The organism is Clostridium nitrophenolicum, assembly GCF_055391695.1.
In genome coordinates this window covers 988,052-1,014,825 of record NZ_AP042469.1, presented here as the reverse complement: position 1 = coordinate 1,014,825, position 26,774 = coordinate 988,052, and the positions used below count along the sequence as shown (strand labels likewise).

The 26,774-nt window shown below is 31.9% G+C and carries 26 protein-coding genes; 4 read left to right on the top strand and 22 right to left on the bottom strand.

The genetic code is table 11. The annotated features are described in order from the left end of the window. Positions 1-260: 260 nt before the first annotated feature. Positions 261-722, bottom strand: a complete 462-nt coding sequence (locus ACZ5N4_RS04645) for a GyrI-like domain-containing protein (RefSeq protein WP_464207587.1) — start codon at positions 720-722, stop codon at positions 261-263. 66 nt (positions 723-788) lie between these two features. Then, positions 789-1,370 carry a class I SAM-dependent methyltransferase gene (locus tag ACZ5N4_RS04640; RefSeq protein ID WP_464207585.1) on the bottom strand — a complete coding sequence of 194 codons (582 nt, stop codon included), beginning with the start codon at positions 1,368-1,370 and terminating at the stop codon, positions 789-791. A 135-nt stretch (positions 1,371-1,505) separates the two neighbouring features. Here ACZ5N4_RS04640 and ACZ5N4_RS04635 point away from each other — a divergent pair, with 135 nt between their 5' ends. Further along, positions 1,506-1,793: a YciI family protein gene (locus ACZ5N4_RS04635; RefSeq protein ID WP_464207583.1), complete on the top strand. Its 288-nt coding sequence runs from the start codon at positions 1,506-1,508 to the stop codon at positions 1,791-1,793. A gap of 310 nt (positions 1,794-2,103) precedes the next feature. Beyond that, positions 2,104-3,297, top strand: coding sequence for an MFS transporter (locus ACZ5N4_RS04630; RefSeq protein WP_464207582.1), 1,194 nt, complete (start codon positions 2,104-2,106; stop codon positions 3,295-3,297). Between the two features lie 141 nt (positions 3,298-3,438). On the opposite strand, the gene ACZ5N4_RS04625 is transcribed toward ACZ5N4_RS04630, so the two are convergent. From ACZ5N4_RS04625 to ACZ5N4_RS04580, 10 genes are all read right to left on the bottom strand, one after another. Further along, positions 3,439-4,737, bottom strand: a complete 1,299-nt coding sequence (locus ACZ5N4_RS04625; RefSeq protein ID WP_464207580.1) for a B12-binding domain-containing radical SAM protein — start codon at positions 4,735-4,737, stop codon at positions 3,439-3,441. A 35-nt stretch (positions 4,738-4,772) separates the two neighbouring features. Then, on the bottom strand, positions 4,773-5,078 hold the full coding sequence (locus ACZ5N4_RS04620) for a hypothetical protein (RefSeq protein ID WP_464207578.1): 306 nt from the start codon (positions 5,076-5,078) through the stop codon (positions 4,773-4,775). Between the two features lie 51 nt (positions 5,079-5,129). Then, positions 5,130-5,597 (bottom strand): hypothetical protein, encoded by a 468-nt coding sequence (locus tag ACZ5N4_RS04615; RefSeq protein WP_464207576.1) that lies wholly within the window; start codon positions 5,595-5,597, stop codon positions 5,130-5,132. A gap of 153 nt (positions 5,598-5,750) precedes the next feature. Then, the gene (gene ftcD / locus ACZ5N4_RS04610; protein ID WP_464207574.1) at positions 5,751-6,638 is read right to left on the bottom strand and encodes a glutamate formimidoyltransferase; all 888 of its coding nucleotides are present in this window, start codon (positions 6,636-6,638) and stop codon (positions 5,751-5,753) included. A 26-nt stretch (positions 6,639-6,664) separates the two neighbouring features. Then, on the bottom strand, positions 6,665-7,252 hold the full coding sequence (locus tag ACZ5N4_RS04605) for a cyclodeaminase/cyclohydrolase family protein (protein ID WP_464207572.1): 588 nt from the start codon (positions 7,250-7,252) through the stop codon (positions 6,665-6,667). Further along, positions 7,230-8,498, bottom strand: coding sequence for an imidazolonepropionase (gene hutI, locus ACZ5N4_RS04600; RefSeq protein WP_464207569.1), 1,269 nt, complete (start codon positions 8,496-8,498; stop codon positions 7,230-7,232). The genes ACZ5N4_RS04605 and hutI overlap by 23 nt, the downstream gene beginning before the upstream one ends. Positions 8,499-8,587: 89 nt before the next feature. Then, positions 8,588-10,117 (bottom strand): histidine ammonia-lyase, encoded by a 1,530-nt coding sequence (hutH, locus tag ACZ5N4_RS04595; protein WP_464207567.1) that lies wholly within the window; start codon positions 10,115-10,117, stop codon positions 8,588-8,590. 199 nt (positions 10,118-10,316) lie between these two features. Then, on the bottom strand, positions 10,317-12,023 hold the full coding sequence (locus tag ACZ5N4_RS04590; RefSeq protein WP_464207566.1) for a urocanate hydratase: 1,707 nt from the start codon (positions 12,021-12,023) through the stop codon (positions 10,317-10,319). A 295-nt stretch (positions 12,024-12,318) separates the two neighbouring features. Further along, positions 12,319-14,031 (bottom strand): sigma-54 interaction domain-containing protein, encoded by a 1,713-nt coding sequence (locus ACZ5N4_RS04585; RefSeq protein WP_464207564.1) that lies wholly within the window; start codon positions 14,029-14,031, stop codon positions 12,319-12,321. Between the two features lie 196 nt (positions 14,032-14,227). Next, positions 14,228-15,070, bottom strand: a complete 843-nt coding sequence (locus tag ACZ5N4_RS04580; RefSeq protein ID WP_464207562.1) for an MBL fold metallo-hydrolase — start codon at positions 15,068-15,070, stop codon at positions 14,228-14,230. Between the two features lie 264 nt (positions 15,071-15,334). On the opposite strand from ACZ5N4_RS04580, the gene ACZ5N4_RS04575 reads away from it, so the two are divergent. After that, positions 15,335-16,093 carry a DeoR/GlpR family DNA-binding transcription regulator gene (locus tag ACZ5N4_RS04575; protein ID WP_464207560.1) on the top strand — a complete coding sequence of 253 codons (759 nt, stop codon included), beginning with the start codon at positions 15,335-15,337 and terminating at the stop codon, positions 16,091-16,093. A gap of 15 nt (positions 16,094-16,108) precedes the next feature. Further along, complete coding sequence (locus ACZ5N4_RS04570) at positions 16,109-16,990, top strand: Cof-type HAD-IIB family hydrolase (RefSeq protein ID WP_464207559.1); 882 nt, start codon at positions 16,109-16,111, stop codon at positions 16,988-16,990. A gap of 113 nt (positions 16,991-17,103) precedes the next feature. Here ACZ5N4_RS04570 and ACZ5N4_RS04565 read toward each other — a convergent pair whose 3' ends face one another. The 10 genes from ACZ5N4_RS04565 to ACZ5N4_RS04520 form a co-directional block, all read right to left on the bottom strand. Further along, on the bottom strand, positions 17,104-18,546 hold the full coding sequence (locus tag ACZ5N4_RS04565) for a DUF4179 domain-containing protein (protein WP_464207557.1): 1,443 nt from the start codon (positions 18,544-18,546) through the stop codon (positions 17,104-17,106). 9 nt (positions 18,547-18,555) lie between these two features. Next, positions 18,556-19,086, bottom strand: a complete 531-nt coding sequence (locus tag ACZ5N4_RS04560) for a sigma-70 family RNA polymerase sigma factor (protein ID WP_464207555.1) — start codon at positions 19,084-19,086, stop codon at positions 18,556-18,558. Positions 19,087-19,686: 600 nt separating this feature from the next. Further along, positions 19,687-20,637, bottom strand: coding sequence for an ROK family protein (locus tag ACZ5N4_RS04555; RefSeq protein WP_464207553.1), 951 nt, complete (start codon positions 20,635-20,637; stop codon positions 19,687-19,689). 232 nt (positions 20,638-20,869) lie between these two features. Next, positions 20,870-22,273, bottom strand: a complete 1,404-nt coding sequence (locus tag ACZ5N4_RS04550; RefSeq protein ID WP_464207551.1) for a sensor histidine kinase — start codon at positions 22,271-22,273, stop codon at positions 20,870-20,872. A 1-nt stretch (position 22,274) separates the two neighbouring features. Continuing rightward, complete coding sequence (locus ACZ5N4_RS04545; protein WP_464207549.1) at positions 22,275-22,973, bottom strand: response regulator; 699 nt, start codon at positions 22,971-22,973, stop codon at positions 22,275-22,277. A gap of 241 nt (positions 22,974-23,214) precedes the next feature. Further along, on the bottom strand, positions 23,215-23,646 hold the full coding sequence (locus ACZ5N4_RS04540; protein ID WP_464207547.1) for an FMN-binding protein: 432 nt from the start codon (positions 23,644-23,646) through the stop codon (positions 23,215-23,217). A gap of 193 nt (positions 23,647-23,839) precedes the next feature. Then, positions 23,840-24,793, bottom strand: a complete 954-nt coding sequence (gene menA / locus ACZ5N4_RS04535) for a 1,4-dihydroxy-2-naphthoate polyprenyltransferase (RefSeq protein ID WP_464207545.1) — start codon at positions 24,791-24,793, stop codon at positions 23,840-23,842. Positions 24,794-24,811: 18 nt separating this feature from the next. Continuing rightward, entirely contained in the window at positions 24,812-25,777 is a 966-nt protein-coding gene (locus ACZ5N4_RS04530; RefSeq protein WP_464207543.1) for a polyprenyl synthetase family protein, read from the bottom strand. After that, positions 25,770-26,312 (bottom strand): Gx transporter family protein, encoded by a 543-nt coding sequence (locus ACZ5N4_RS04525; protein ID WP_464207541.1) that lies wholly within the window; start codon positions 26,310-26,312, stop codon positions 25,770-25,772. Before ACZ5N4_RS04525 ends, ACZ5N4_RS04530 begins: the two co-directional genes overlap by 8 nt. A 10-nt stretch (positions 26,313-26,322) precedes the next feature. Continuing rightward, positions 26,323-26,712 carry a NusG domain II-containing protein gene (locus tag ACZ5N4_RS04520; RefSeq protein WP_464207539.1) on the bottom strand — a complete coding sequence of 130 codons (390 nt, stop codon included), beginning with the start codon at positions 26,710-26,712 and terminating at the stop codon, positions 26,323-26,325. Between the last annotated feature and the right edge of the window lie 62 nt (positions 26,713-26,774).

Below are 26,774 nucleotides of genomic sequence, written 5' to 3'. Positions count from 1 at the left end.
AAAAGGACGCACTTCTCCCGTAAAAAAACATATTTCCATTTTTTACAGATGAACTACTGTATATCATGCATCTCATACTAGACCCTCCTTAAGTAAATTTAAATCTATATATTATTATAATCAATTTAGTAATATATTACCACCCTTTTTTAAACTCTTTTCTCTTGCTTAAATTTTTTTGTGGATGCTGAAAAGGCATAAAGACTCTGTAATACCTAATATTTTATATGGTACACCAAGCAAAATTCCTACACTATAACTTAATTTATTGAAATATAAACATGTATTTCCTGATTATTTATATCATCTGAAATATTTTGATACTCTTCAAAATCACTAGCATATTTTCTATCCAAATTCATTTTCCAAAGCTCCATCCAAAATTCACTCACTGCATTTTGGATATGCCCATTAACAATAAATTTCGCATATTTTCCAGGCTCGATTATCTTTTTTTCAAAAGGTAATACAACCTCCTCAGATTTATCCACTTCGCAACAAGCAAAGAATTTATAAGGCTTAGTAAAATCTCCTTCGTAATCAGTATATAAACCTATTGTTTTATAATTTGTCTTGTTCTTAATTTTTGAATAAACACCGCTGCCTAAAAAGTCTTGCCACAACAATCCAATATCTGTAACCGCTTGATTGTTACTATTTGTAGTTTTTTTCATTAATCCAACTACTACCTTTTTCTCCAAGCTTACTATTTCATAATTCATCACAATCACCTCATGTTTTTTCTTTAATTATACATAAGGCTATATGACATCAGTATGTCATATTTGCTATCTTATACAACTAAAGTAGAAAAAATCATCATCTTCTATAACACTTTCTCCAAAGCCATATTTTTTCACAAGCTTATCCAAAATATCATCATTTGGAATTGCTTCTCTTCCTAAATTAAATCCTATTTTTTTATGATGCTCTTTTAGTCCTTCTCGAGTTCGTGTATGAACTATTGCAAAAGTTCCTCCATTTTTTAAATGCTTATTTGCATTAGAAAATACTATATCTAAATTTGCAAAATGAGGAATACTATTAAATATTATAATATAATCAAACTTTTCTTCTAGTTCCACCTCTTTGTCAAAATCAGCACATATAGTTTTTGCTTCAGGGTATAAAGTTTTTAGTTCCTCTAGCATTTTTTCCGATATATCTAAAGCAACATAATTACTTAGCTGTTTGTATTTCAAAGCTGTATATAACACACCTACTCCTGATGCCACGTCCAGTACTGAGTCTCCTTTTGATATCCCTAATGCATTTACAGCCTTGTTTATAATATTATCTTTTTCATTAGATATTTCTTTCCATCTCTCATAAGTGTTATTAAAATATTCTTTTTGATTTTTAATATCCATGTGATATTCTCTCCTTTAATATTTTATTAACTACAGGCTTTATATTTATTATACAAGAAGCAGTATGTAATAACCTCCAAATATGATATAGTTCTAATAGGATAATGTAAATTAATTTTTAGGAGGAAAATATCAATGTTTATTTTAGTATTAAGGTACATAAAGCCCCTGGATGAAGTTGACAATGAATTAACTTCCCATGTAAAGTACTTAGATAAGTATTATTCACTACAAAAATTCATTTGTTCAGGTAGAAGAAATCCAAGAATAGGTGGAGTGATTCTATGTAATGCGAGAGATAGGAAAGAAGTTCAAAACATAATTAAAGAAGACCCATTTTATATTAAGGAAATTGCAGAATACGAAATAATTGAATTTTCACCTACAAAATATGCTGATGGGTTTGAGAATTTCATTCACTAATCACCTTATATTTCCAGACTTATTTAACTAGAATTCAGGTGGAATTAAAATTCCATCTGTCTTAATTTTGAAGCTTTTAAATTTCTTAAGTGTACCCACTTTCTGTTCTCATTTTTCATTCCCTTTCTATTTTCATTTTACTTTAAAAAATTCATTGTTTTTACAAAAATATATAGAATTAAAACCCTATTTTAAATACTGCTAATTAAATATATTATACGACGTCTATGCCTATATTCTCAGGTTTTTTAAATGATTCTTTCTTTGCTATAATGGTATAGGAATTTATAACTACTCAAGGAGTGATACTATGAAACGTGGACATATAGGTTTATTATGTGCAGGACATTTGGTAACAGACATAAACCAAGGTGCACTTCCTGCTATGCTTCCATTCTTGATAAGTGGACGACATCTTAGTTATGCAGCTGCTGCGAGCTTGATATTTGCAGCAAATTTTAGTTCATCAATTGTACAACCATTGTTTGGTTATTTTGCAGATAAAATTTCAACTCCCTGGATAATGCCTCTTGGGATGCTTTTAGCAGGCTTAGGACTGGCTGGTGCCGGCTATGCCTCAAATTATTGGCTTATTTTCACTGCAGTTGCTATTAGCGGCATAGGTATAGCTGCATTTCACCCTAGAGGTGCTCAATTGGCAAACAACGTATCAGGAGAAAAAAAGGCAACTGGTGTCAGCATATTTACAGCAGGCGGAAATGTGGGCTTCGCATTAGGTCCAATACTTACTACACCCCTTTTATTAATCTTTGGCTTAAAAGGAAGCATATTTTTAATTGTTCCAGTGCTAATTGTAAGTATTATTTTCATGATTCAGATTCCATCTTTATTACAAAAGGAAAAAGAAGAATCTTCCAAAATAACAAAAAGAACTATAACCTCTGAGGAAGTTAAAGATGAATGGAATTCTTTTTTAAAGCTTTTAGGACCAATCACCTGTCGTTCTATAACCTTTTTTGGTCTAAATACTTTTCTACCATTATATTTTATACATGTTTTGAATCAATCTAAAACAACGGGAAGTACAGCATTAACTATTTTACTTGTTATGGGCGCTATAGGTACTCTCATAGCCGGTCGTTTAGCAGATCACTATGGTCAAAGAAATGTTGTAAAGGTAGGGTTTGGTATTTTAATACCACTATTAATTATATTCGTTAACGTTCATACTGTTTTGACATCTATGATACTTTTAATACCAATAGGATTAACACTTTTTGCACCTTTTAGCCCTATGGTAGTCTTAGGACAAAAGTACTTGCCTAATCATATGGGGCTGGCTTCTGGAGTTACCTTAGGTCTAGCTGTAAGTATAGGAGGGGTAGCAGCTCCATTTCTAGGCTGGATTTCAGATAATTATGGAATTAGGCAGGCATTGACATGTTTAACAATTTTACCTGTAATAGCAACTATAATTGCCTTTATTTTACCAAAGCCAAAGGTAGACTTACTAAAAATAAAACAGGTTCAAGCTGAAGTATAGTAACAATTATGTAGTATTAAATAGAGTATTCTTATAAACGGAATACTCTATTTCTTTTCATATTTTGCATCAAAGGGATTATCAAAAATCTTACTAGTTATTATAGGATTATCAGTAATAGCCTCAAAGCGTCCATTACAATTACTTATAACACTTTTTATTAGTATCCAATATGGACATTTTGTATCCTAAATTCACTACAAAATTGTATAATAGATTTGTTTTGGAAACTGACATTCTTTTAAAAATAGACTTTATAGAATAGAATTCTTTTCTAAACCACATATAACCATCATATAATTCTCCCGCAGTCATATTTTTAGGTTTAAATGCTACTCGTGTTTTACCATTATAGTATGTCCATTTATTGCTTATTAATCTTCCCTCATTTTTCATTTGTTCATATATAGGAGTTCTTGGTAATGGAGTTAATATACTTACTGTAGCTCCATCTATCCCTAGTTCATTACAGGCATTAAGTGTCTTTTCAAATATATCTTTTTTATCTGTATCTAAGCCGAATATTATCCCTGCTTGTATTGATATTCCATTTTTATGTAATAGATTTATTATGCTCTTATATTTACTCACATTATTTATTCCCTTATTAACACTTGCAAGTCCATCTTGCGAAAAGGACTCTAATCCGACAAAGAAATATATGCACCCTGATTTTTTTGCAATTCTTAAAAGCTCCTCATCTTGACATCGTTCCAATGTAACTTGTGCAGCCCATTTCTTTTTCAATTTTGTAAGTTCAATCATTAGTTTTTTAGCATACTCTATATCACCAAAGAAATTATCATCCCAAAATACAAAGTATTTACTTTTAATGCTTTTTATATCTTCTATCACTTCATTTATAGGACGAGTTCTAAAGGAGTCGCAATATATTTGTTTTAAATTACAATAGCTGCATTTATAAGGGCAACCTCTAGTAGCAAAAACTGCTCCTTTTGTAAAATATCTGCCTTTAACAAGGTCCCTTCTCGGTATAGGAATCCCTTTCAAAGAAGGTGCGTCTTCACAGATATACTGATTCTTTGCACAATTGTTATAGAAATCATTAAGAAACTGAGTCCAAGTTTCTTCAGCTTCTCCAACTATAATATAATCACAATGCTCTATGGCCTCATTTGGTAACAAAGTTACATGTGGTCCTCCCATAACTACTTTTACACCTTGTTCTCTAAATTTTTGAGAAATATTATAACAATGTATTGCATTTGGTGTATTTACAGTTATAACAACTAAATCATACTTGCTATCGTATTCTATCTCCTGATTGTACTCATCAACTAAAGTAATGTTATATTTTGATTCATCAATAAAAGCTGCTAAATATGGCATAGTAATTTGAATAAAATTATTATATTGTTTTTTTCTAAAGTTATTGATTTCTTTGTTTTCTGGTGTAATCATTAAAATGTTTTTCTTCATCATGTAGCTCCTATTAAATCTTATTTAATCATAGATTAAGGTCCAAAAATTAGAGTCCCCAAATACCAGTATAAAAAAGGCAGTATAAATAATATAACGTTACTAATTACGCCCCACTTACCAAATGTATTACGTGATATTTTTAATGATATTACCCCCATAATAAAACCTATTGGAGTTATAAAAGGTGTTATGAGTAAAGGCATACCTTCTAGTTTTTGGTATGGTGTTATTTTAAAAAACCAATTCAATATAAGTACAATCATAATTAAAGATATTCCTAAAGAAATACCACCAATTACATTTGCAATAACACCTCTCAGTGAATCCTCATTTTCCATTTATGATACCTCCTTATATTGTAATAGCTTTTAACTAATTTTAAGTATACTTTAAGCTGGCTCATCTTTGTCTATTATGTACCAGTTATCACCATCCTTCTTGACAGTAAAAGTAATTGGTATATTCCATGAACCACCTACGGTCTTGTCCTTTGAATCTTTTATCTCAACTGAGTAAGTCATTGTTACATAGATTTTGTCATTTTCTTTCTTTTGCGAACCTTTTTTTAATTGGAAGATTACTTTAAAAGGTTTCTTGTATTCTGGATTATTTACATTATAAGCATTATAAATATTAGTACGTTTAAACACTTCTTGTGACATATGTTTAGGAATTTCACCTGTATACCCCTTATCAGTTAGAAATGCTTCTTTAACGGTATCATATATGTCAACGTATTCTGTCGTATCCACATATTTTGTTGTATCCACATGCTTTGTATTATATTTTTGGAAAGCTGCAAATGTCGCCGTAGCTATTGTGATAAAACATAGTAAAACAACTCCTTTCTTTTTCATCTTAATACTCCCTCCCCTTTAGTATACTTTAACTTTTTCCAAAGTTATTACTTAAACCCATTTTTTTACCCATAATTCATATTTTAACATTACTTAATCTAAAAACAAAGCACCTCTATTCATATTAAACAGAGGTGCTTTTCCTATTCTTTATCATATTAAGTTTGTTTCTATAATTTGTTTTATAGAAAAATCATGCACCTGTAAATAGTGTCTTACAACTTCTTCAATTGCCAGCAATGGAAGTGGTCCAACAAGCTCTGCACTTGCTATCAAAACACCATATCGTGCTGCCTCACATCGGATTGCTTCCATAACTCTTGGAATAGGTGTTTTACTGTAGTTAATAAGATTCATTGAAACCTGAACCATATTCTTTTCTGTAATATGCAGTCCAATGGCTCTTACAAATCTAAAACCTCCACTTATATTTCTAACTGCCTTTGCAATTTGATTAGCAATCTCAAGTTCATTAGTTCTTAAATTTACATTAAAGGCTATCAGCGGAAATCTAACTCCTGTAACTAAAGCTCCACTCTTAGGTACAAATTCTTTTGGCCCTTCATCAGGTATCCACTCTGCTTTTTTCATTTTTTCTGCCAAGCCTTCATACTCACCTTTTCTTATATCAACTAAGCTTTTTCTATTTAGCTCAACTGCCGCATCCTCATAAAAATAAACTGGTACTCCCTTGCTCCCCATATACTTCCCAAATTCTCTTGCTATTTTAACGGCCTCTGGAATTTCTATACCTTCTACAGGAACAAAAGGCACAACATCTATAGCACCCATTCTTGGATGACTTCCTTTGTGCTTTGTCATATCAATCAATTCAATGGCTTTATCTGCTAATCTTTTTGTGGCTTCTAAAACCGCTTCCGGTTCTCCTATATAGGTAAAAACTGATCGATTATGATCTCTATCTGAATTAAAGTCAATCATTTTAACATCATTATTTATTAAAAGGGCAGACTTAACTTTTTCAATTACTTCATCATTTCTACCTTCGCTGATATTGACTTCACTCAACAATACTCTCATGTTAAATTTATCTCCTTTCACACATGCTAAATTTGTCTTAATTCAACTGCTTCTTTCTTAAATTTGATTATTATATTTTCATCCTTTATTAGAGGAAGATTTGCTTCAATGTTTAGCACACAACCTTCAATTCCAGTTTTACTTAGCCCCTCCGCTGTCATTAGATCTGAAACTGCATTGGGATTAGATTTCCCCTTTAGTATGAGACAAAATTCATATATTTTTTTACATTTAATTGCGTTCTCCATAGGAACTGTGGCAGCTTCAATCCCTGCTTTTTCTATAGCCTTACTTCTTCTTTTCTTATCACTTTCTGTATCTTTAGGAAGTATATAAGCTGCCTTAATCAACTTGTATGCTTCTGCATCTAACTTAGCTCCAAGTTCTAGCTCTTTTGCAATTTTGTCTGCTTCTTCTATTATTGCGTCATACTCATCATCTGATAGAACATATTGTTTATTTAACGATAGTCTCGCCACCATAGCTACTAGTCCTGCTGCCATAGCGCCAGCCATAGCTGATGCTGAACCACCGCCAGTTGTAAAGTCCTTAGAATCAATTATTTGATTAAGAATATGAAAATTGCACATATTATTTATTCCTACCTTTATCAACAACAATCTTGCCTCTTTTTATAACCTTCTCAACGAGGTTGCCACCAATATGGTATGCTACATCTTCATACTGAGAAATATCCCATATCTGAATATCAGCAAGCTTGCCTATTTCCAAAGATCCTCTATCTTTATTAAGCCCAAGAGCAAATGCTCCGCCTAAAGTTGCCGCTGCTATTGCTTCTTGTACGCTCATTTTATGCTGACGGCATGCTAAAGCTATAATAAATTGCATAGATTCTATATAACACCCTGGACAACAATTAGTTGCTAACGCTATTGTTAAATTCTCTTCTATCATAGGCCGTACTTCAAAGGGTTTAGGATGGTTTACAGTAAAATCTATTCCTGGCAGCAAAACTCCTGGTACACCTTTCTCTACTAATTTTTTTATTACATTTTGGGGAGTGTAGTTTAAATGATCAGCAGATACCATTTTCATCTCTGCTGCCAAATCTGATCCTCCAATATATGAATAAGCATCGGTATGAATTTTAGGCTCTAATCCATAATCTCTAGCAGCTTTAAGAATTTTTTTGCACTCTTTTGCTGTATAATGCCCATCATCGCACCAAGCATCACAAAATTGTGCAAGTTTCTCCTCTGCAACATAAGGGATCATATCCTTAAGTAATATATCAATATACTTTGTCTTTGGAAGATCTTCCGGCCACCCATGTGCTCCTAAAAACGTTGAGATTACATCTATGTTCATGCTTTCATTTAATTTTTTATTTATCTCTAATATTTTAATCTCTGAAATGGTGGATAACCCATATCCGCTTTTGCTTTCAACGGTGGTTGTACCTGCTTGAAGCATACGGTTAACTCTGCCTGCTGCTGCATTAAACAACGCTTCTTCAGAGGATTTTCTTGTCATTTCAACAGTTGCCATGATTCCAGTTTTTATGCCTAGTGCTTTAAGAATTTCAGGGTCATCTGTTAACATCCTTGCAGAATATTCCTTAGCTCTTGACCCTCCAAATATAAGATGTGTATGAGAATCTACAAAGCCTGGAAGAACTACTTTTCCCTTACCGTCTATAATTTCAGCCTCACTAGAATCAATAACCGCCATAACCTCTTCTTTATTTCCTACTGAAACAATGCTTTCTCCTGAAACTGCAACATAACCATTTTCCACAAGTCCAATTAAATCCTCAGAATTTTTTCTACAGGTTAAAAGCTGAGCACAATCTTTTATTAACAAATCAATCTTAATTTTACTTTCTTTATCCTCCAACATTCTTTCCTCCCAGCATAATATATAGGCAAAAAAATTTGATATTTAGTTTAGTCATAGATATTCATATTTGGATCTCCATAATAAAAAACCTATTCTATTTTGCCAATTACTTTTTCAACTTCCTTTAGTAATTCTCCAGATTTAATAATTTCCTGACTATCATCAATCTCTAAATAAAGTATTCTATCATTTTCTAAAAAATCAACTTTTTTTCTCACAACTGCATATGCTGCCGCTGTACCTTTTCCAAGCCTATCTTTGCCCTTAAAGTCAGCACCTTGAGCTGCACATACAAGTTCTGTTGCAAGAACTCTTTGAGTATGCTTAATTATTTGACTTGCCTTCCTAGCACCAATGGTTCCAAAGCTTACATGATCTTCTTGATTAGCACAGGTAGGTATAGAATCAACAGAAGCTGGATGGGCAAGTATTTTATTTTCTGATACAAGAGATGCTGCGGCATACTGTGCTACCATATAACCATCATTTATCCCTGCAACCGGTGTTAAAAATGCAGGTAGATCATTTAATGCTGGATTTAGTAACCTCTCAATTCTTCTTTCAGAGACATCTGCAAGCTCTGCTACTGCAATTCCCAAAGTATCCATAGCTATTGCCACAGGCTGTCCATGAAAGTTTCCACCAGAAATAACTTCTTTCTCTTCTGAAAAAATTAACGGATTGTCCGTTGCTGAATTTATCTCTATTTCCACAACTGCTTTTACATATTCCATTGCTGGACGGCTTGCACCATGTATTTGTGGTATACATCTCAAAGCATAAGCATCTTGAACTCTTTTTTCTCCCTGCCTTGTAGTAAGCTTACTTTCCTTTAAAAGATTCCGTAAGTTTTTTGCAGAAAGGATCTGGCCTTTATGCGGCCTAACTTTATGAATCTTTTCATCAAAAGCATCAACAATACCTTCTAAGGCTTCAATAGATAGGGCTGCCACAACATCTGCACTTTTCAATAAAATATAAGCATCATGCACAGCCAAAGAGGCAACTGCAGTCATAGCACAGGTCCCATTGATAAGTGCTAAACCTTCTTTTGCTACTAAACTGATTATAGGAATTTGAGCCATCTCCATAGCACTTTTTCCATTCATAATTGTGCCATTATATTCTGCATTACCTTCACCTATCATAACAAGTACCATGTGAGCAAGTGGACATAAATCTCCGCTGGCTCCTACTGACCCTTGTTCTCTGATTAATGGATGCACTCTACTGTTTAACATATTTATTAATGTTTCAACGGTTTCAAGTCTTATTCCTGAGTGCCCCTTAGCAAGAGCATTAATTCTAAGAAGCATGATTGCTCTGGTTACTTCTACAGAAAAATTATCTCCTGTACCAACTGCATCAGAATAAATTAAATTTCTCTGTAATTGCTCAAGTTCTTTAGGTGATATAGCTACCTCACTAAATTTACCAAAACCAGTATTGATTCCATATATTACTTGACCTTTGTCTATTAGTTTTTCAACAGTCTTCCTCGATGTAATAATATTTTCCTTAGCTTGTTCTGAAAGTTTTATCTTTACATCTTCTCTTGCAACCTTGACCACTTCTTCAATAGTAAGACTATTTCCGTCTATTATTACAAAATTATTCATTACACTCCTCCCCCTTCATGCTGCTATGTTTTTAAGTTTATTAATGAATATAGATATCAAACTTAGATGCTTGACCTATTATCGGTATTCATAGGGATATCCCTTCTGTACTACCAATAACTTTAGTTAAGAGTTAAAGAGGAAAAACCTCCATAACTCTTAGCTCTCAATTCTCAACTAAAAAACTATTTTCAAGTTTTTAGCGTGATGCTTTTCCTTCTGGACCAAAGGTAGCTGTTGGTGTCCACCATAAAGGTATCTTTATGCTATCCTCTGTAAGCTTTCCTTCACCGTTAGCTACAGCCTTAGCTGTTTCATAGCCTGCTTGTGCATGTCTTACTACACCTATTCCAGAGTCAACAGTTAAGCATACATCTAGTCTAAAATTTGCTTCTTCAGTTCCATCTGCAATCATAGTTACCCCAGTATGAACAGCTTCACCCATTGAGTAGTTTGCCTGTATAGCAATCAAATCACACATGCCTGCACAATTTAATAAACCATTTAAATATGGCCAGTCAGATATTAAATCTCCGCCATCTTTCATATTCTCTGATTCAAAGGTTGGATTTACAATTGAGCCAGAGTCAAGATTGTCTCTTGAAAATGCTACTGGTCCCTTTAGTTCACCCTTTTTAATTAATTCATTAACTGCTAAACCAAATTTTCTTCTTTGCCCAAACCCCATATAACATATTCTTGCTGGCAATCCCTCTATTGGTAGATTTTTACGAGCAAGATTTATCCATCTTTCTACTAATGGATCTCCTTTGCATATTTCAAGTGCTAAATCATCTGTTATCTTTAAATCCTCTGGATCTCCTGATATACAGGTCCATCTAAAAGGCCCTCTACCTTCACAGAATAGTGGTCTTATATATGCGGATACAAAGCCTGGTATCTGTAGTGCTTCTTCTCTAGGCATTCCAGCATCCATACACTCTTTTCTTATACTTGTTCCATACTCAAATACTTCTATGCCCTTCTTAGAAAATGCAATCATTGCTCTTAATTGACGTTTCATAGTTTCTCTTGCATCCTGTAAATATGCATTTCTGTCTCTAACTCTATATTCATCTGCCTGTTCTCCAGTATACCCTGATGGTATGTAGGAGATTGGATCATGACATGGGCACATTTCACTTATAATATCTGGCATAAACCCTTTATCATAGGCTTCCCAGTATATATCCGCTGCGTTGCCTACTACTGAAACTGCCAATGGCTCTTTCTTAGCTGCAGCTTCTTCTGCCATTTTTCTAGCTTCATCAAAAGTGTAAACAATCTTGTCCATGTAGCCTTTTTCTATACGTCTTCTTATTACTCTTTCATCTGCGTCTACTACAATAGCAACTCCACCATGCATTTTCATTGCCCAGCTCTGGTTGCCACCCATTCCCCCTGCTCCTGCTGTAAGATAAATTCTGCCTGCTAAGCTATTGTTAAATCTTTTTATAGCAATAGCTGACAGAGTTTCAAAAGTTCCCTGTATAACCCCCTGTGTTCCTATATATTCCCAAGGAGCCGCTGTATACTGTGCAAATATAGTAAGATTCTTATCCTGTAAATCATAAAAAGTTGGCCAGTCTGCTTTCATAATATTTGTTGTTGCCATGACAACTCTAGGAGCTAATTTATGAGTTTTGAAAATTGCCACAGGCATACCAGATTGAACAACTAATGTTTCATTATCTTCTAATTCCTTAAGAGACTTAACAATAGCATGATAGGATTCCCAGTTACGTGCGCACTTTCCATTGCCACCATATATAACGAGCAATTCTGGAATCTCTGCATTTTCCATATTGTTCTCAAGCATTCTAAGAATTGTTTCCTGCTTCCATCCCTTACAGCGAAGTTCTGATCCCCTTTGAGCTTTTACCGAATAAAGTATTTCTGGTTTCATTAATAAATCCCCCTTTAATTCCTTATACACTGTAATATAAGCAACCTTTATGCCAAAAACTATATATTGAAAAAAAATAAAGCCTTTTAACTTAAAGGCTTCATAAGCTTAGTATTTTTGCTAAAATTCACAGAAGAATTTATTAGATAGCTATCTTTCATTAAATCCCCTGTGTAAGCGAAGTTTCATTTTATTGCATAAAATTTATGCAATGAACCACTTCAACCCAGTAAATTCAGTGTACTAATTTTTATATTATTATCTAAATTTTATGCACTTCTTAATAATCGCAATTTTACTTGTCTGCTGGTTTTTCTATTTTTAGTTTTTTCATTCTATACTCAAGGCTTTGTCTTATTATTCCTAAGTCCTTTGTTGCTCTGCTTATATTCCAATTATTTTTCTTCAAGCTTTCCAATATTAATTCTTTTTCAACGCCCCTTAGTATATCTGGTAGCCCACGTTTGTTTTTCTGAATTTTGTCTATAGATATTGAACCAATCATATCATCTCTAATATAATGCGGAATATCTAATATTTTTAATTCAGTTTGAGTATCTGCGGTTCTAATCATTATATTTTCTATAACATGTTCCAGTTCTCTTACATTGCCAGGCCATTTGTAATCTATCATTACTTCCTTAAGTTCTTTCGACATTGATTTAACATTTTTATTAAGCATTTTATTGTATTTGTTAATAAAAAATTCTATTGTAGTTACTATATCCTCTTTTCTTTCTCTAAGTGGAGGAATATACAAACTAACACCTGCAAGCCTATAGTAAAGATCTTGCCTCAATTTATCCTCTTTAATTGCTTTTTGAGGATCTTCATTTACAGCGCTAATGATTCTACAGGAAATTGGTATAGATTTTATGCCGCCTACCCTTCTAACCTTTTTTTCCTGCAATACTCTTAATAGTTTTGATTGCATTAAAATAGGCATAGAGTTAATTTCATCTAAAAATAATGTTCCTTCCCCAGCTTCTTCAAACAAACCTACCTGATCTACAGCTCCTGTATATGCACCTTTTACAGTACCAAATAATATACTTTCCAATAAATTTTCTGGTATAGCAGAACAATTAATATCAACAAAGGCCTCTTTATTATTTTTGCTAAAATTATGTATACTTTGAGCGAACACTTCTTTTCCTGTGCCAGTTTCCCCTACAATTAATATGGGACTATTAACCAAAGCCATAGTCTGACATTCTTTTATCAAATTAACCATAACACTACTATCACCTATGATATCTGTAAATATATACTGTGTACCATTTTTTTGATATTTTTTTTCATTATATTTAGATTTACTATATAATTTACGTTTTAACTCAAGTGTTTCATGAAGCAAGGCCTGTAAACTACTTTCATTTTTACAAACAGAATATACAGCTATGGTTTCTCCATCTTTTACAATAGGATATGTGCTATAAGAAACATATTTTGCTACATCTCCCTTATATGAATGTGCCTGATATTTATCTATTATTGGAGTATTAGTCTTAAATACCTTCTGATGCTCTGAGAGCTCCGGCTTAGATTGATAACCTTCCCAAAGGAATTTACCTACTACCTCCTTTGAACTCAATTCTTCTAATTTTTCCTGTGATTTATTATATAAAACAATGCGACCTTCATAATTGCTTATAATGATTCCGTCATTAATGCTATCGATTATTTTCTCTAGACAATATATTTTCGTATCCTTATTATTAAAGTCTGTTATTTCATCTATAACAATTAGTATGTATTCCTCTTCACCTTCCTTGATATTTCTACATTTCATTTTGTACTTTTTCCCTGACAAATTATTAATTGTAATGTTTTTTATTTGATTTAGATCTATTGAAAATACATCACTAAACTTTTTCCCTAAAATCTCTTTTTCATAAGAAATTTCTTTATATAAATCATCACTCCATATAATCCTTCCTTCTTTGTCCAATATGATTATCCCATTAACATATTCTGAAATAATATCCCCAATAGTTTTTATGTCCATATTCCTTTTCCCCCAATAAAAATATTAAACAAACTACAGAGTATATGTCTACCTTATAGGTTCTATGTCTATATAGATATCCAACTTCGATAATTGACTTAACCAAGGTATTCATAGGGGTACATCTGACAGTACAAAAGAGGTACCCCTATGAATACCGCTAATAAGTCAAACACTCAGGTTGGATATCTATATTTTAAATCTGAATTTCACTTCCGGTTCTAATGTATTCAATCTTATTTCCTAAACCCTGTTTTAATTTGTTATATGCTTTCTCTCCTGTACAGTGTCCAGTATATACTTTTTCTATTTTTTCATTAATAATTTTATTAATAATTAAATCAATCTCATCCTGTGATGTACTGAAGATATCCATTGCTGGTATTTTAGCTAAATGAAACCCACCTATAAGTGCTTTAATACTTGTCCCTAGAAATAACTTATTAACAGCTTCTATCATATTCACAGTTCCATTATGAGAACATCCGCTAAACATACATATTCCCTCATTTTCTTTTATAACCATAATTAATTCATGTTCAAATTTATCATTAACTATTTTATTACCTTCTCTTACAAATAAATACTTGTTACCTTCAGGAACTTTATGATTCTTTTGTATATCTGTAATGATAAAAACATCCTCCATTACTTCAGTAAAGTTATCAACATATTCTATCCTACTGGAGTACTTTTCAAATACTTCTTTATTAATTCCGATACTTTTCTTAAAAAGTATATTTCCTGAGTAATAGTCTCCAAAAACCTTCCTTTTCATATATACCTTTGCTCTGTTGTTTATTTTTAGAAAAGATAGAAGCCCTCCTCCGTGATCCGAATGTCCGTGAGAAAGAACCACAATATCTATATTTTCTAAATTAATTCCTAGCCTCTGTGCATTGATTATAAAATTATTAGTTTTACCAGTGTCAAATAGTATACGTTTATTACCTTTTTCTATATATAAAGACAGTCCATGTTCATTAATCAAATCTTCTAATTCACCTTTAGTATTTTCTACAAGTACAGTTATTTTCATATACTTCACCCTCATATTAATATATTTAATCTAATCATATTACAAGATTTAACCAAATACAAACATTAGGTTTTTTCTTTACTGTACTTTATAAATATATATTTAATTCGCATATCAAAATTCGCATCTGTAACTCTATATTGTTTCCAATGTTATAACTTAAAAAACTTATATTCACTTATATTTACTTACAAAACATTGACAAATCACTTATAAATCATTACAATTTACTTATACAGCATTATGATTTCAGAGGTGATTTATGTGTATCAAGAAGAGAGAATGCAGCTAATACTAGATTATTTAAGTAAAAATAAAAGAATAAGTGTAGAAGACATATGTAAGTTATACGATGTTTCAAGGGATACTGCTCGTAGAGACTTAGTTAACTTAGAAAAGCAAGGTGCTATTATTAGAACTCACGGTGGGGCAATACTTCCAGTACCAAATGAAGAGATAAAAAGCTATTCTGAAAGGCTCCTATTTGATGTGGAAGAAAAACATAAAATTGCTAAACTAAGCGCTTCTCTCATTAAAGAAAGAGACACTGTAATTTTAGATACTTCAACAACAGTTCAAGCTTGTGCTGAACTATTAGAAGATAAGGAATGTAATATAATTACGAGCTCAATAAATGTAGCAGATATACTTTCCAAGAAATCTAAGGTCAACACCTTTTTACTTGGAGGAAAGCTAAGCAATGAGCATAGATATTTATACGGAAATGCAACAATAAACATGTTGTCATATTATTTTGCTGACAAGGCCTTTTTAGGAGCACTAGCTATATCCTCTAATGGAATCACTGTTGCTGATGATGAGGATGCTGCAGTTATGCGAAAAATGGTAGAGCAGTCTAAAGAGTCTATAGTTTTAGCGGACCATAAAAAGTTTAACAAAACTGCAAGCTTTAAAGTATGCGATCTTTCGCAGATAGATTTAATAATTACTGATCAATATCCTGATGAAGAATTTATGAAAATTTTAGATAAAAATAATGTAAATTTAATTGTAATTGAGTAATGTGAGGTGTGTGTAATGAAACTTTTTGCAACAGATTTAGATGGAACTCTTTTAAATTCAAATCATGAAGTAAGTAAAGAAAATATTGAGGCTTTAAAATTAGCTCAGCAAGAAGGAGTAGAAATAGCAATTGCAACAGGTAGAACCTACTCTGATGCTATTCACATATGTAAAAAGGCAAATATTAATGCCCATATAATTTCAAATAATGGTGCTTTAGTATTTTCTAAGGAAGGAAAAAAATTAAAGTCTTCTACTATAGATAAAGAGTCCCTTGAATATGTGCTAAATTGGCTTTATGAAAATGAATATTTTTTTGAAATATGTACAGATAAAAACTTATTTTTGCCATATGATACAAAAACAATACTGGAAAAAGACTTTAAAATAGCAAAAGCCAATGATCCTTCTCTTCCTATAAACATCGTCAGTGATATGACAAGCTTAATATTCTCTCAAGAAGGTATTAAACTTATAAATTGTAAAGATGATATTTTAAATTCGGACTTAGATTTTTGCAGTATAACTGCTGTTTCTTTCGATAAGAACAGGCTTCAGTATGGAAGAGATCGCTATAGCAAATATAAGAATTTATCTATGGTTGTCTCATCAGAATATAACTTTGAAATGATTAATAAAAATGCCTCCAAAGGTAATTCTTTAGAATATCTAGCTAATTACTTAGGCATTCCATTAAAAGATGTTGCAGCAATCGGTGACAATTATAATGATATATCTATGTTTAGAAAAGTCGGAATAAGCGTTGCAATGGGAAATGCCAAGGATGATATAAAAACTATATGCAGTCATGTTTCAGTGTCAAATGACCTTAATGGAGTAGCTCATTTTATTCATAAATTTATGAATAAATTAAAGCTTAAGTCAGCGACTGCGTAACCATTTGGGCGTAAGGTCGGACTTAAAGGGGTGTAAGAAAAAATTCAACTTACACCCCTTATTTCTTAAATAGAAATTATAAATTATATATAGGGTTTCCGAAAGCATATCTTCTACTTTATCTGAATAGTGAACTTTGCATCTTCCCTAACTTCGTACAATTTTTCAAAATCTCTAGACTTTAGCTTATACTTCATATCTTTATTCATAGCAGGAAGCTCCCCTATATATTTATGAGCTACTGAATCTATTTCTTTTACCATAGTTTTATTTAACTCATATACTTTTCCTGATGAATCAATTAAACTTATTTCATAAGGAAACATCATAGGAAGAAGCTTAGTACATTCATAATGAATTAGTGTCTTATTCTGTAAAAATTCAATTTTTGTTACTTTATAATCCCCTAGTTTTCCTTCCTGTAGAATAGTGGTACCATTTAAATTTAAAGAAACTTCTTTAGTAACTGGTTTATACGTTGATCTAAAACCGTCCATTCTACCATTATTTTTCTTTCTCCAATTCTCTACTTCATCATTTCTCCCTTTCAAAATCTCTTTTGAATCCATATAAGGTATAAAAGTCAAAGTTTTACTATCTTCATACACATTTCTAAATAGTAACTGTGTATAAAAAGTATCAACTTCTGCTGAACCATTACCACTTCCTGATTTCATTTCAAGTGGTCTTCCTTTATCATCAAATACAATATACATTCCATCTAAAACTAAACCTTCACTGCTTTTCTCCACAGTTCTTAATACCGTATTTATTGGTGATATTATAACCTCATTTACCTTTAATCCAGGTCTTACAGCTGACAAATCTATATTAGTTTTTATTGATTTTACATTGCTCTTTATTTTTTCAGTAGAAACCTTAAATTTAAAATCCCACTTTCCCTTCATATTTTGTGAAAGATCTCTTATATTAAAATCCATAATAAATTCATCAGGAATTTTCACATTCCCTCCTACTATATGTTTAGTAACTTCTTTAGGCAAATAGTCTTTTGCCATATTAACAGTTCGTACTCCAATGTAGGTTTTTTTGTCCTTAAATTCTCCACCACCTCCACCTCCAAAACCAACTGTTTTGCCATTGATTTTCATATTCGGTCCTATAATAACAGGTGTTTCTTTAATTTCATTTTGACTTTCAACAGTATAACCAATGCTTAAATCTATACCATCATAAACTATACTGTTAATAGTTACAGTTATTCCATTGTAACTTTTACTCATATTTAAATCTGCACTATATCTTACATAATCTTTATCAATAATATTCTTTTCACTTAGGTATTGAAATACAGAACTTACCACTGGAAGATTGCGTGCAAAAGCTGGAAAACTTATACTAACACCAACCCCACAGGCTAATGTAATTGCAGCAGCGATTCCAACCTTTTTTATAAATTTACCTTTTTTATTACTTCTTTCAGGTAAATTATTTAGAGTATCTTTTATTTTCAAATCCAGTTTTTCTGGTAGTACAAGCTTTTCGTTATTTGCTTTTTCCTTTAAAATATCATCAAATAATAAATCTTTATCCATATATCTCTCCTACCTTTCTTTTAGCATTTCATAAAGTTTGTTTCTTGCTCTTGAAAGTCTAGAACGTACCGTCCCCTCAGGAATACTTAGAATGTTAGCTATATCCTTTTGAGGTATGTCCTCAAAATAAAACAAAGTTGTCACAACTCTTAAGTCTTCCTCAAGAGAATTAACTGCATTTGTAAGTTCTAGGTTAGAGAAATCACTTGAAGCCTTATCATCAAATTCTTCTACATGCACTATTTTTTTATTGCTTCTAAGAATGGCATTACACTCGTTTATTAAAATTCTTATAAGCCATGTTTTAAAATATTGGTTTTTCTTTAAACTACCAATGCCCTCATAAGCCTTTATTATAGTATTTTGAAAAGCATCTTCCACATCCTGCTCATTATTTAAAATGCTTACTGCAACTCTATACATAGATGCTTTATTTTCCTCAATTATTCTTACAAAAGCTGCCTTGTCACCTTTTTTAGCCAGTTTTATATCCTGCATTCTGTCCCCACTATCTTTCACTGATGAAACTGCTTCCACCATATCCCCTCCTATTTTACGTATTCCCCTTAGCTAAGGAACTTTTTTACACTTATTAGATGAATAACAAATAGCAAATGTTCACATAAATATAAAAAAATTACCACTAACTAACGTAGGGGTAATTTTTTTATATAGAAAAACTAACTTTAGGTCTAGTCCTTTATAGAGAAACTAACTAGAAAGTTAGCTTATACAGAGGGATATGTTTCCAAAGCTGAGGTAGATTTAAAAACTTTGTGTCAGTCTTAGTGAAAGGTTTTAAGAGAAGCTTAGAACTTTAGAGTTGGTGAAAAGCCTAAATGGCTTTTCACGAGCGACTTATCAAATGCTAATTGATAAGTTGGTCCGACTGAGCACAGCGGCTTAATGCTATATGACGCTCCTCTTCCTTACGTCAGAGGAGTAAGCGATTCACACAAAATCAACACTCTGTGTAAGCGACTATCTCCAAATCACAGATTTGAGATATCTGCTTAAGATTTTGGTTCTCTGCTTAAAACATAAGCTTTAGACTGGCTAAAAGTTTTTAACGTGCTGAGGCTTGGAAACATATCCCGGCTTATAAGTCAACTTTCGGCCTAGTAGCTCTATATTATTAAACTATTGACTTTCCATAATAGCTAGAGCAACAGCTCCTATTACTCCAGATTGCTTTATTAAAGCTGCAGGTTCAACTCTGCAATTTTCTCTTAATACTTTAAAGCACCTTTTATTAATTACTTCATTCACCTTATCAAAAACTATCTCTCCCGCTAAGGATACGCCCCCTCCTAGCACCACTATTTCGGGGTCCATGATAGTAATTATATTTGATACTCCTATACCTAAGTATTCAAGGCTTTTATCTATTATATCTGATGATAGCTTGTCACCTTTTCTTGCTTCTTCAAATACCTCATAAGAGGTTACAACTTTGTAGCTCTTTAGTGAACTTTCCGCTCCAGCTTTAAGCTTTTCATTTGCTATTCTCGCAATAGCTGTACCTGATGCCAGCGCTTCTAAACAGCCATAGTTGCCACAGTTACATCTTGGTCCCTCAGGCAATATAGTAGTGTGTCCTAATTCCAATGCATTACAGGTATTACCTCGATAGATTCTTCCATCAACAATAGCACCTGCACCAATGCCAGTGCTTACGGTAATATAAACCATATTTTTTGTATTTTTGCCCGCTCCAAACATGAATTCACCTATAGCTGCTGCGTTAGCATCATTCTCCAAATAGGTAGGTATTTTAAATCTTTCTTCTATAGGCTTAACAAGATGAAAATTTTCAAATGGTAGATTAGGGGTTTCTAGTATTATTCCTTTTTTGGAGTCTAAAGGTCCAGGGGATCCAATTCCTATGGACTTTATTTCATCAACCTTCTTATCTCCAAGCGCTAATACTTTTTCAATAGCAGAAAGTATTCTTCCTAATACTTCCTGTTCTCCTCCCGCAGCATTTGTAGGAATAGTATATTTACTAAGTATATTCCCATTTAATTCTGCAAGAGCAGTGCTAATTTTTGTTCCTCCTAAGTCAACTCCTATGACATATCTCTTTTCCATACAATCTCTCCTATAACCTTAAAATCTTTTGCTATTAGATACTCTTTTATTCAGTATATACTTTTCTTTAATAGTTCTATAAGTTCTTTTGAATATCCTTCTTATAAGATTCATAACTTCAACTCGTAATATCTTTAAAGTGCAATATAAAAATACCGTAAAATTCACAATCATCACTTATATTAAAGATTCTGGTCTGTTCCATCACAGTAATGAATAAACCTCAAAGTACTTAATCTGTCACTTCTAGGTTTTTTGGTATTTTAACTACAAAGTTAGTTCCTTCATTTATTTTGCTATCAACAGCTATAATTCCACCATGAGCTTCAATAATTGACTTTGTTATTGTAAGACCTATTCCTGCTCCACCAGTTAATTTATTTCTAGATTCGTCTGCCCTATAAAACCTTTCGAATATATAAGGTAAGTCCTCATTAGAGATGCCTATCCCTGTATCCTTCACGTTTAATTCAACAAACTCGCTATCTTCTAATAGACTCACTTCTACCTTTCCGCCTTTTTCTGTATATTTTAATGCATTAGATATTAAATTTACTAAAACCTGAATTATCTTATCTTTGTCCGCATTTATGGTAATATCTCTATCACTAAAACTTAAATTCACTCCTTTATTTAAAAATTCCTTTTCAAAGTTTACTGCTATATTGCTGATCACTTCTCCTAAACTGAATCTAGTTATATTCAATAAAAGATTCTCTCCTTCATACTCAGCAAGCTTTTCTAAGTCTCCTACAAGACGTTTTAATCTTAGTATTTCCTCATGACAGCTTGTTAACCTATCTGCTGTTGGCTCCCACACCCCATCTATCAATGCTTCCATATGACTCTGCAATGTTGAAAGAGGAGTTCTAAGTTCATGAGAAATATCTCTAGTTAACCTTTGTCTTAGCTTTTCTTGATCATAGAGGGATGCTCCAAGATTATTGATTGTTGTTGTCAGCTTATCTATTTCATCTATGTCGGAATTTATTTGTATTCTCTCTGTATAGTTTCCTTTTGATATCATGCCAGCAATATCTATGACATTTAGTATGGGGCTGCTGAGTCTTTTAGCCATTAAAAGTCCTAATGCTAAAGCAATACATAATGATACTATACCAACATATAACAATATCTTATTTAGTGTCTTAACATATAAAATATCATTATCACTATAGTAAAATGGTCCGTAATATCCTATATATACACATCCTACCTTATTCGAATTGACTAATATAGGATATTCGTTTTTTGTATATATGCCCTTCCACTTTGGAAAATGTGTTTCCATGTTAACTATTAATCGATTTTTAACTGATTCACATTTACTTCTGTTATAAACTTCTGCATCCCATATTATTTCCCCTGATATATCTTTTACGCTAACAAATAATCCATTTTCAATTGCATCTACACCAAGATTTTTAATCTCATCGGTATTCCACTTTCCATCGCCTAAGTATTGTTTGCTTATGGCTGCAACTATAGCGTTATTCTTTATCTCATGTTCTTGAGTAATATAATTCTTAAATAAGTTTTTTAAAAAGAAATTTGAAAGTATACTAATAAGAAATACGCAAATCATTGCCACAAGTATATAGGAAAGTGATAACTTTCTTCTAAGACTTTTCTTCATGTTACTCTCCTCCAAACCTATATCCTGTGCCATGGACAGTAATTATATATTCAGGTTCTTTAGGGTTTGTTTCTAATTTTTGTCTTAAGTTTTTTATATGAGTATCTATAACTCTATCATATCCACCATAATCTTTTCCAAGAACAATACTTATTAGTTCTTCTCTTGTAAATGCTTTCTGAGGATACTTTAAGAATGCCATTAGCACTTTATATTCTGTTATAGTTAGTTCTACAACCTCACCTTTTTTTCTTACTTCTCGTTTAAGAACATCCACTACTAAGTCACCATTATTTAATGACACTACATCTGATAATGGTACTGCCTCCTCACTTACTCTTCTTAATAAAGCAAATATTCTAGCCATTAGTTCTCTTGGACTAAAAGGCTTAGTGACATAGTCATCTGCGCCTATATGTAATCCAGATATTATGCTTTTCTCATCAATCTTAGCAGTAAGCATTATTATTGGAACTCTCGACTTCTTTCTTATAACTTTGCAAATCTCTTCTCCAGTCATGTCCGGCAACATAAGGTCAAGTATTACTAATTCTGGGTTAACTCTTTCAAAAATATCTAAGGCTTCCTTCCCTTGAAAAGCCACAAATACCTCAGCGCCATCTCTTTCTAAATAGGATTTTATAACATCAACTATTTTATCTTCGTCATCTACTACAAGAACTTTTTTAGTATTTAGCACAGCGTTACCCCCTATATTTATAAAATGTCTTAAGTCAATTATATGAACTTTTCTTCTATATGCTTGAAAAGCTAATTATTATCTTTTAAGGCCATAGATTGTTTGTAATTATACTATATCTCAAAGTCTATTATAATATTTATTTTTACATCTTCTATTCGCTTTTTTACTAAGCCTTACTTAAATATAACGAAAAAACAGACTATTTATATAGTCCGTTTTTTCGTTATATTTAAAGTTATTATTTTGAAGCTTTTGCTAATGCATCAGAAACTGCTTTCTTCCATCCATTTGAAGATACAGTAGCTCCAGAGGTAGCATCAACATCAGCTGATTGCTTTTCAATCATTGCTTTTGATAAATCTTGTTTAGCTTGCTTTAAATTCGGTTTACCACCTTGTCCATTCCATTCATCATAGTTAATTTCTTTTGAATTATTGTCTAGTCTCTTTAAGTCAACATTTTGGATTTTTCCATCTTTTATCGTTACTATGGCTTCCTCAAAACCTGGTTTCTCACTTTTATTTTTTATATCATAAGTCCCATCTTTATACTTGGATGCCCCTTGAGTAGTACTTGATGCATTGCTTGCTGTATTTTCAGATTTAGCTCCACAGCCTGCCAATGAAAAAACTAAAGCAGATGATAAAATAATTCCTAGTGCTTTTCTCATTTTTTGAATCTCCTTTTATAGTATTTTTAAATTTTAGAAGTTATTATAATAGTCTAAGTCTTTATAAATCTCTTGACCCATTTTCTTTGAACATTATAACAACTATTTGTGGAGATTTTATGTGATTTTATTAATTGTATCTAAAAAATTTAAATAAATTTAGCTTCCTATCGCTAAACCTTTAACAATGCTTTTATAACTTATTCATTATTATAGATGCACTTATAGATGCTATTTGAACAGTGTTAATTAGTACAAAGTTTTTAACAGATGTAATAAAAGTATCCTTCTTAGTTTGCTTCTCATAAAATAATTTTATATTTTTATCTACCCATAAAAAAGTAATTAGAGAAACTAGGGAGAATACAGGTTCAACTCTTAACATTATCATTAATATTGTTGATAGATATGCTACATAATAGAGTCCTTTATATAACATTAATGCATTTGTACTTCCTATATATACTGGCAAAGTATATCTCTTATTTTCTATATCATCCTCAATATCACAAATATTATTTGCAAGCATGATATTTGCAATGCCACTTACCAATGGCAGTGATGTCAAAAAAATATATAGAACTTCAATAATATTTATACTTACATTCATTACTCCATTATGAAAAACTATTGATACTACATTTTGGTCATATACATGTATATATACAGATAAAAACATTATAATAAATCCCATAAATAATCCCGAAAATATCTCACCTAAAGGCATTCTTGATATAGGTATAGGTCCATAGGAGTACAAAATACCTACAATAAAGGATATGGTACCAAGAACTAGTACTACGATATTAGTATTTAAAAATAATACAAATCCAAAAGATACTGAAATAAACAACAAGAGAATAATAATAGCTATAACAGAGCTACTTTTCAAGTTGTATTTTACAATAGCATTATGAATTTCATAATTATATCCACTAGTTTTTTTTGCCTTTTTAAAATCTATATAATTATTAATTGCAGTTGTAACCATATCAAAGGCTAACATTGTCACAAGCATTAGAATAAAATTTTTCAAATTAAACTTATGGAACCTATATACTGCATATAATGTTCCTAGCGTAAAGGGAATAATGCTTGCTACTTTTGTTTTTATTTCAACTAAATTTAAAAAACTGCCTAATCCCACACTTAATCCTCCAATTTGCTAATACTTTCTTTCTAATAGCTCTTTAGTAATTTCTTTTAAAATTGTCTTATATGGATTTTGAGGAAGATTATCTATCATTTTAAATGCCTTCCTTGTATACTTGGCTGCAAGTTCTTTTGCTCTATCCAATCCACCGTTTTCATTTACCAACTTTATTATTTGTCTTACGTCTTCATCTGAAAAACTATGCTTTTCAAAATGAGGCTGAAAAGCCTTGCTATTTTTCTTTGCAGCGTAAATAAGTGGGAGTGTAAATATACCTTGTTTTATATCAATGGCTACAGATTTTCCTATTGAATCATTAGTTCCTGTATAGTCTAGCGCATCATCTATAATTTGAAAGGCCATTCCGATATTATGACCTATCTGCCAGAGCTTTTTGCAAGTGGTATCATCACATCCACTTTCTGCTGCTCCAATATATAATGACAGCGAAAATAACTCCGCTGTTTTACCAGATGCTCTGTTTAGATATCTTTTTACTGAAACTTTACTATCAAATCTTGAGTTCAGCTGATCTATTTCTCCTAAACAGATTCTAGACATAGAATTGCTATCTATCTTTATACTTTGAAGAGTTGCTGACGAAGCTAAAATTTTAAAGCACACACAAAAAAGAAAATCTCCTATATAAACTGCATAATCTTTTCCGTATTTTGATTGAATAGTTTCTTGACCTCTTCTAATTTTTGAATCATCTATAACATCATCATGGATTAAAGTGGCCATATGAAGAAGTTCTATTACAGCAGCCAAAGATCTTGCCTTTTCAGCATCATAATCACCAAAATGCGAAGATACTATAACAAAAGCAGGTCTTAATAATTTACCACCAGAGTGAATTAAATCTTTAATGGAGTTTTCTATTTTTTTATCTTTGCATTTAGTATTATTCTCCATAACAGTAATTACTTCTTGCAATTCTTCTCTTATGTCATTATATCTATTCCATATGCTATCCACATCTATTTCCTCCCGTACTAACTTTTTTAAAATATGGCAGTTTAGTCATATGTTCTACCATATAATTTGCTGTTATACCTATAAAAATCCCTGTTCCAATGCCGGCTATAGATAATATAGGTAAATAGAGCATAACGTCTATATTATGAACTATAGCAGAAGCTATAATTAGTTGTCCTACATTATGAAAAACAGCGCCTGCAGCACTTACTCCTATAATACTAAGTTTATCTTTTCCTATCCTCTTTATAAAAATCATGATATAGTAACTGAGAATTGCACCTGAGGCACTATACATAAAAGAGGATAAATTACCACCAAACATAGTTGATAACATAAGTCTTAGTATAACTACTAAAAAAGTATCCTTATTATTATCAAAGGTATACAACGCAATAACTGTGACTAAGTTAGCTAGCCCTAGTTTTGCACCAGGCGTTATAAAGGGTACTGGTATCATCCCTTCAACTATATAAAGAACCAATGCCTGAGCAACTAAGAGCCCTATATAAATCGTTCTAGACGTTTTTCTCATTTAACTCACCTCAGCTTGCTGTTATAATTTCATCACCATTTTTATTGTCATAACCTCTTACTTCTACCATCAACTTATGAGGAAGACAGACTAAACTCTGTCCAGGCTTTGATATAAATCCTGGTCTCTCACAGATTTTATCTCGACAATCTGCATCGATTATAGCAACAGATTGATCTTTTATTTTGATTAAGTTATACCCGTTTTTAGTTTTAACAGTAAACTCCTCTTCTCCTTTATGCTCAGATAATGGAATTTTTTTATAAAGCTTTCCGTCTAAAGTTATTTCTGCGTAGGTTTCTTTATAGTCTCTATTCATCATTACTCCAGAAATAAGTACTGGAACAAATGATAAACATACTAATAATGCTATGAGGATTATATCCCATTTTTTAAACATAAATATATTACCTCGCTATTATATTATTTTAAATTCTACTGACAACTTATCTCATAAACTTC

Coding starts and splice junctions, on each gene's coding strand:
- ACZ5N4_RS04645 (WP_464207587.1), bottom strand. CDS start 722: ATGAATTATGAAATAGTAAGCTTGGAGAAAAAGGTAGTAGTTGGATTA.
- ACZ5N4_RS04640 (WP_464207585.1), bottom strand. CDS start 1,370: ATGGATATTAAAAATCAAAAAGAATATTTTAATAACACTTATGAGAGA.
- ACZ5N4_RS04635 (WP_464207583.1), top strand. CDS start 1,506: ATGTTTATTTTAGTATTAAGGTACATAAAGCCCCTGGATGAAGTTGAC.
- ACZ5N4_RS04630 (WP_464207582.1), top strand. CDS start 2,104: ATGAAACGTGGACATATAGGTTTATTATGTGCAGGACATTTGGTAACA.
- ACZ5N4_RS04625 (WP_464207580.1), bottom strand. CDS start 4,737: ATGAAGAAAAACATTTTAATGATTACACCAGAAAACAAAGAAATCAAT.
- ACZ5N4_RS04620 (WP_464207578.1), bottom strand. CDS start 5,078: ATGGAAAATGAGGATTCACTGAGAGGTGTTATTGCAAATGTAATTGGT.
- ACZ5N4_RS04615 (WP_464207576.1), bottom strand. CDS start 5,597: ATGAAAAAGAAAGGAGTTGTTTTACTATGTTTTATCACAATAGCTACG.
- ftcD (WP_464207574.1), bottom strand. CDS start 6,638: ATGAGAGTATTGTTGAGTGAAGTCAATATCAGCGAAGGTAGAAATGAT.
- hutI (WP_464207569.1), bottom strand. CDS start 8,498: ATGTTGGAGGATAAAGAAAGTAAAATTAAGATTGATTTGTTAATAAAA.
- hutH (WP_464207567.1), bottom strand. CDS start 10,117: ATGAATAATTTTGTAATAATAGACGGAAATAGTCTTACTATTGAAGAA.
- ACZ5N4_RS04590 (WP_464207566.1), bottom strand. CDS start 12,023: ATGAAACCAGAAATACTTTATTCGGTAAAAGCTCAAAGGGGATCAGAA.
- ACZ5N4_RS04585 (WP_464207564.1), bottom strand. CDS start 14,031: ATGGACATAAAAACTATTGGGGATATTATTTCAGAATATGTTAATGGG.
- ACZ5N4_RS04580 (WP_464207562.1), bottom strand. CDS start 15,070: ATGAAAATAACTGTACTTGTAGAAAATACTAAAGGTGAATTAGAAGAT.
- ACZ5N4_RS04570 (WP_464207559.1), top strand. CDS start 16,109: ATGAAACTTTTTGCAACAGATTTAGATGGAACTCTTTTAAATTCAAAT.
- ACZ5N4_RS04565 (WP_464207557.1), bottom strand. CDS start 18,546: ATGGATAAAGATTTATTATTTGATGATATTTTAAAGGAAAAAGCAAAT.
- ACZ5N4_RS04560 (WP_464207555.1), bottom strand. CDS start 19,086: ATGGTGGAAGCAGTTTCATCAGTGAAAGATAGTGGGGACAGAATGCAG.
- ACZ5N4_RS04555 (WP_464207553.1), bottom strand. CDS start 20,637: ATGGAAAAGAGATATGTCATAGGAGTTGACTTAGGAGGAACAAAAATT.
- ACZ5N4_RS04550 (WP_464207551.1), bottom strand. CDS start 22,273: ATGAAGAAAAGTCTTAGAAGAAAGTTATCACTTTCCTATATACTTGTG.
- ACZ5N4_RS04540 (WP_464207547.1), bottom strand. CDS start 23,646: ATGAGAAAAGCACTAGGAATTATTTTATCATCTGCTTTAGTTTTTTCA.
- ACZ5N4_RS04525 (WP_464207541.1), bottom strand. CDS start 26,312: ATGAGAAAAACGTCTAGAACGATTTATATAGGGCTCTTAGTTGCTCAG.
- ACZ5N4_RS04520 (WP_464207539.1), bottom strand. CDS start 26,712: ATGTTTAAAAAATGGGATATAATCCTCATAGCATTATTAGTATGTTTA.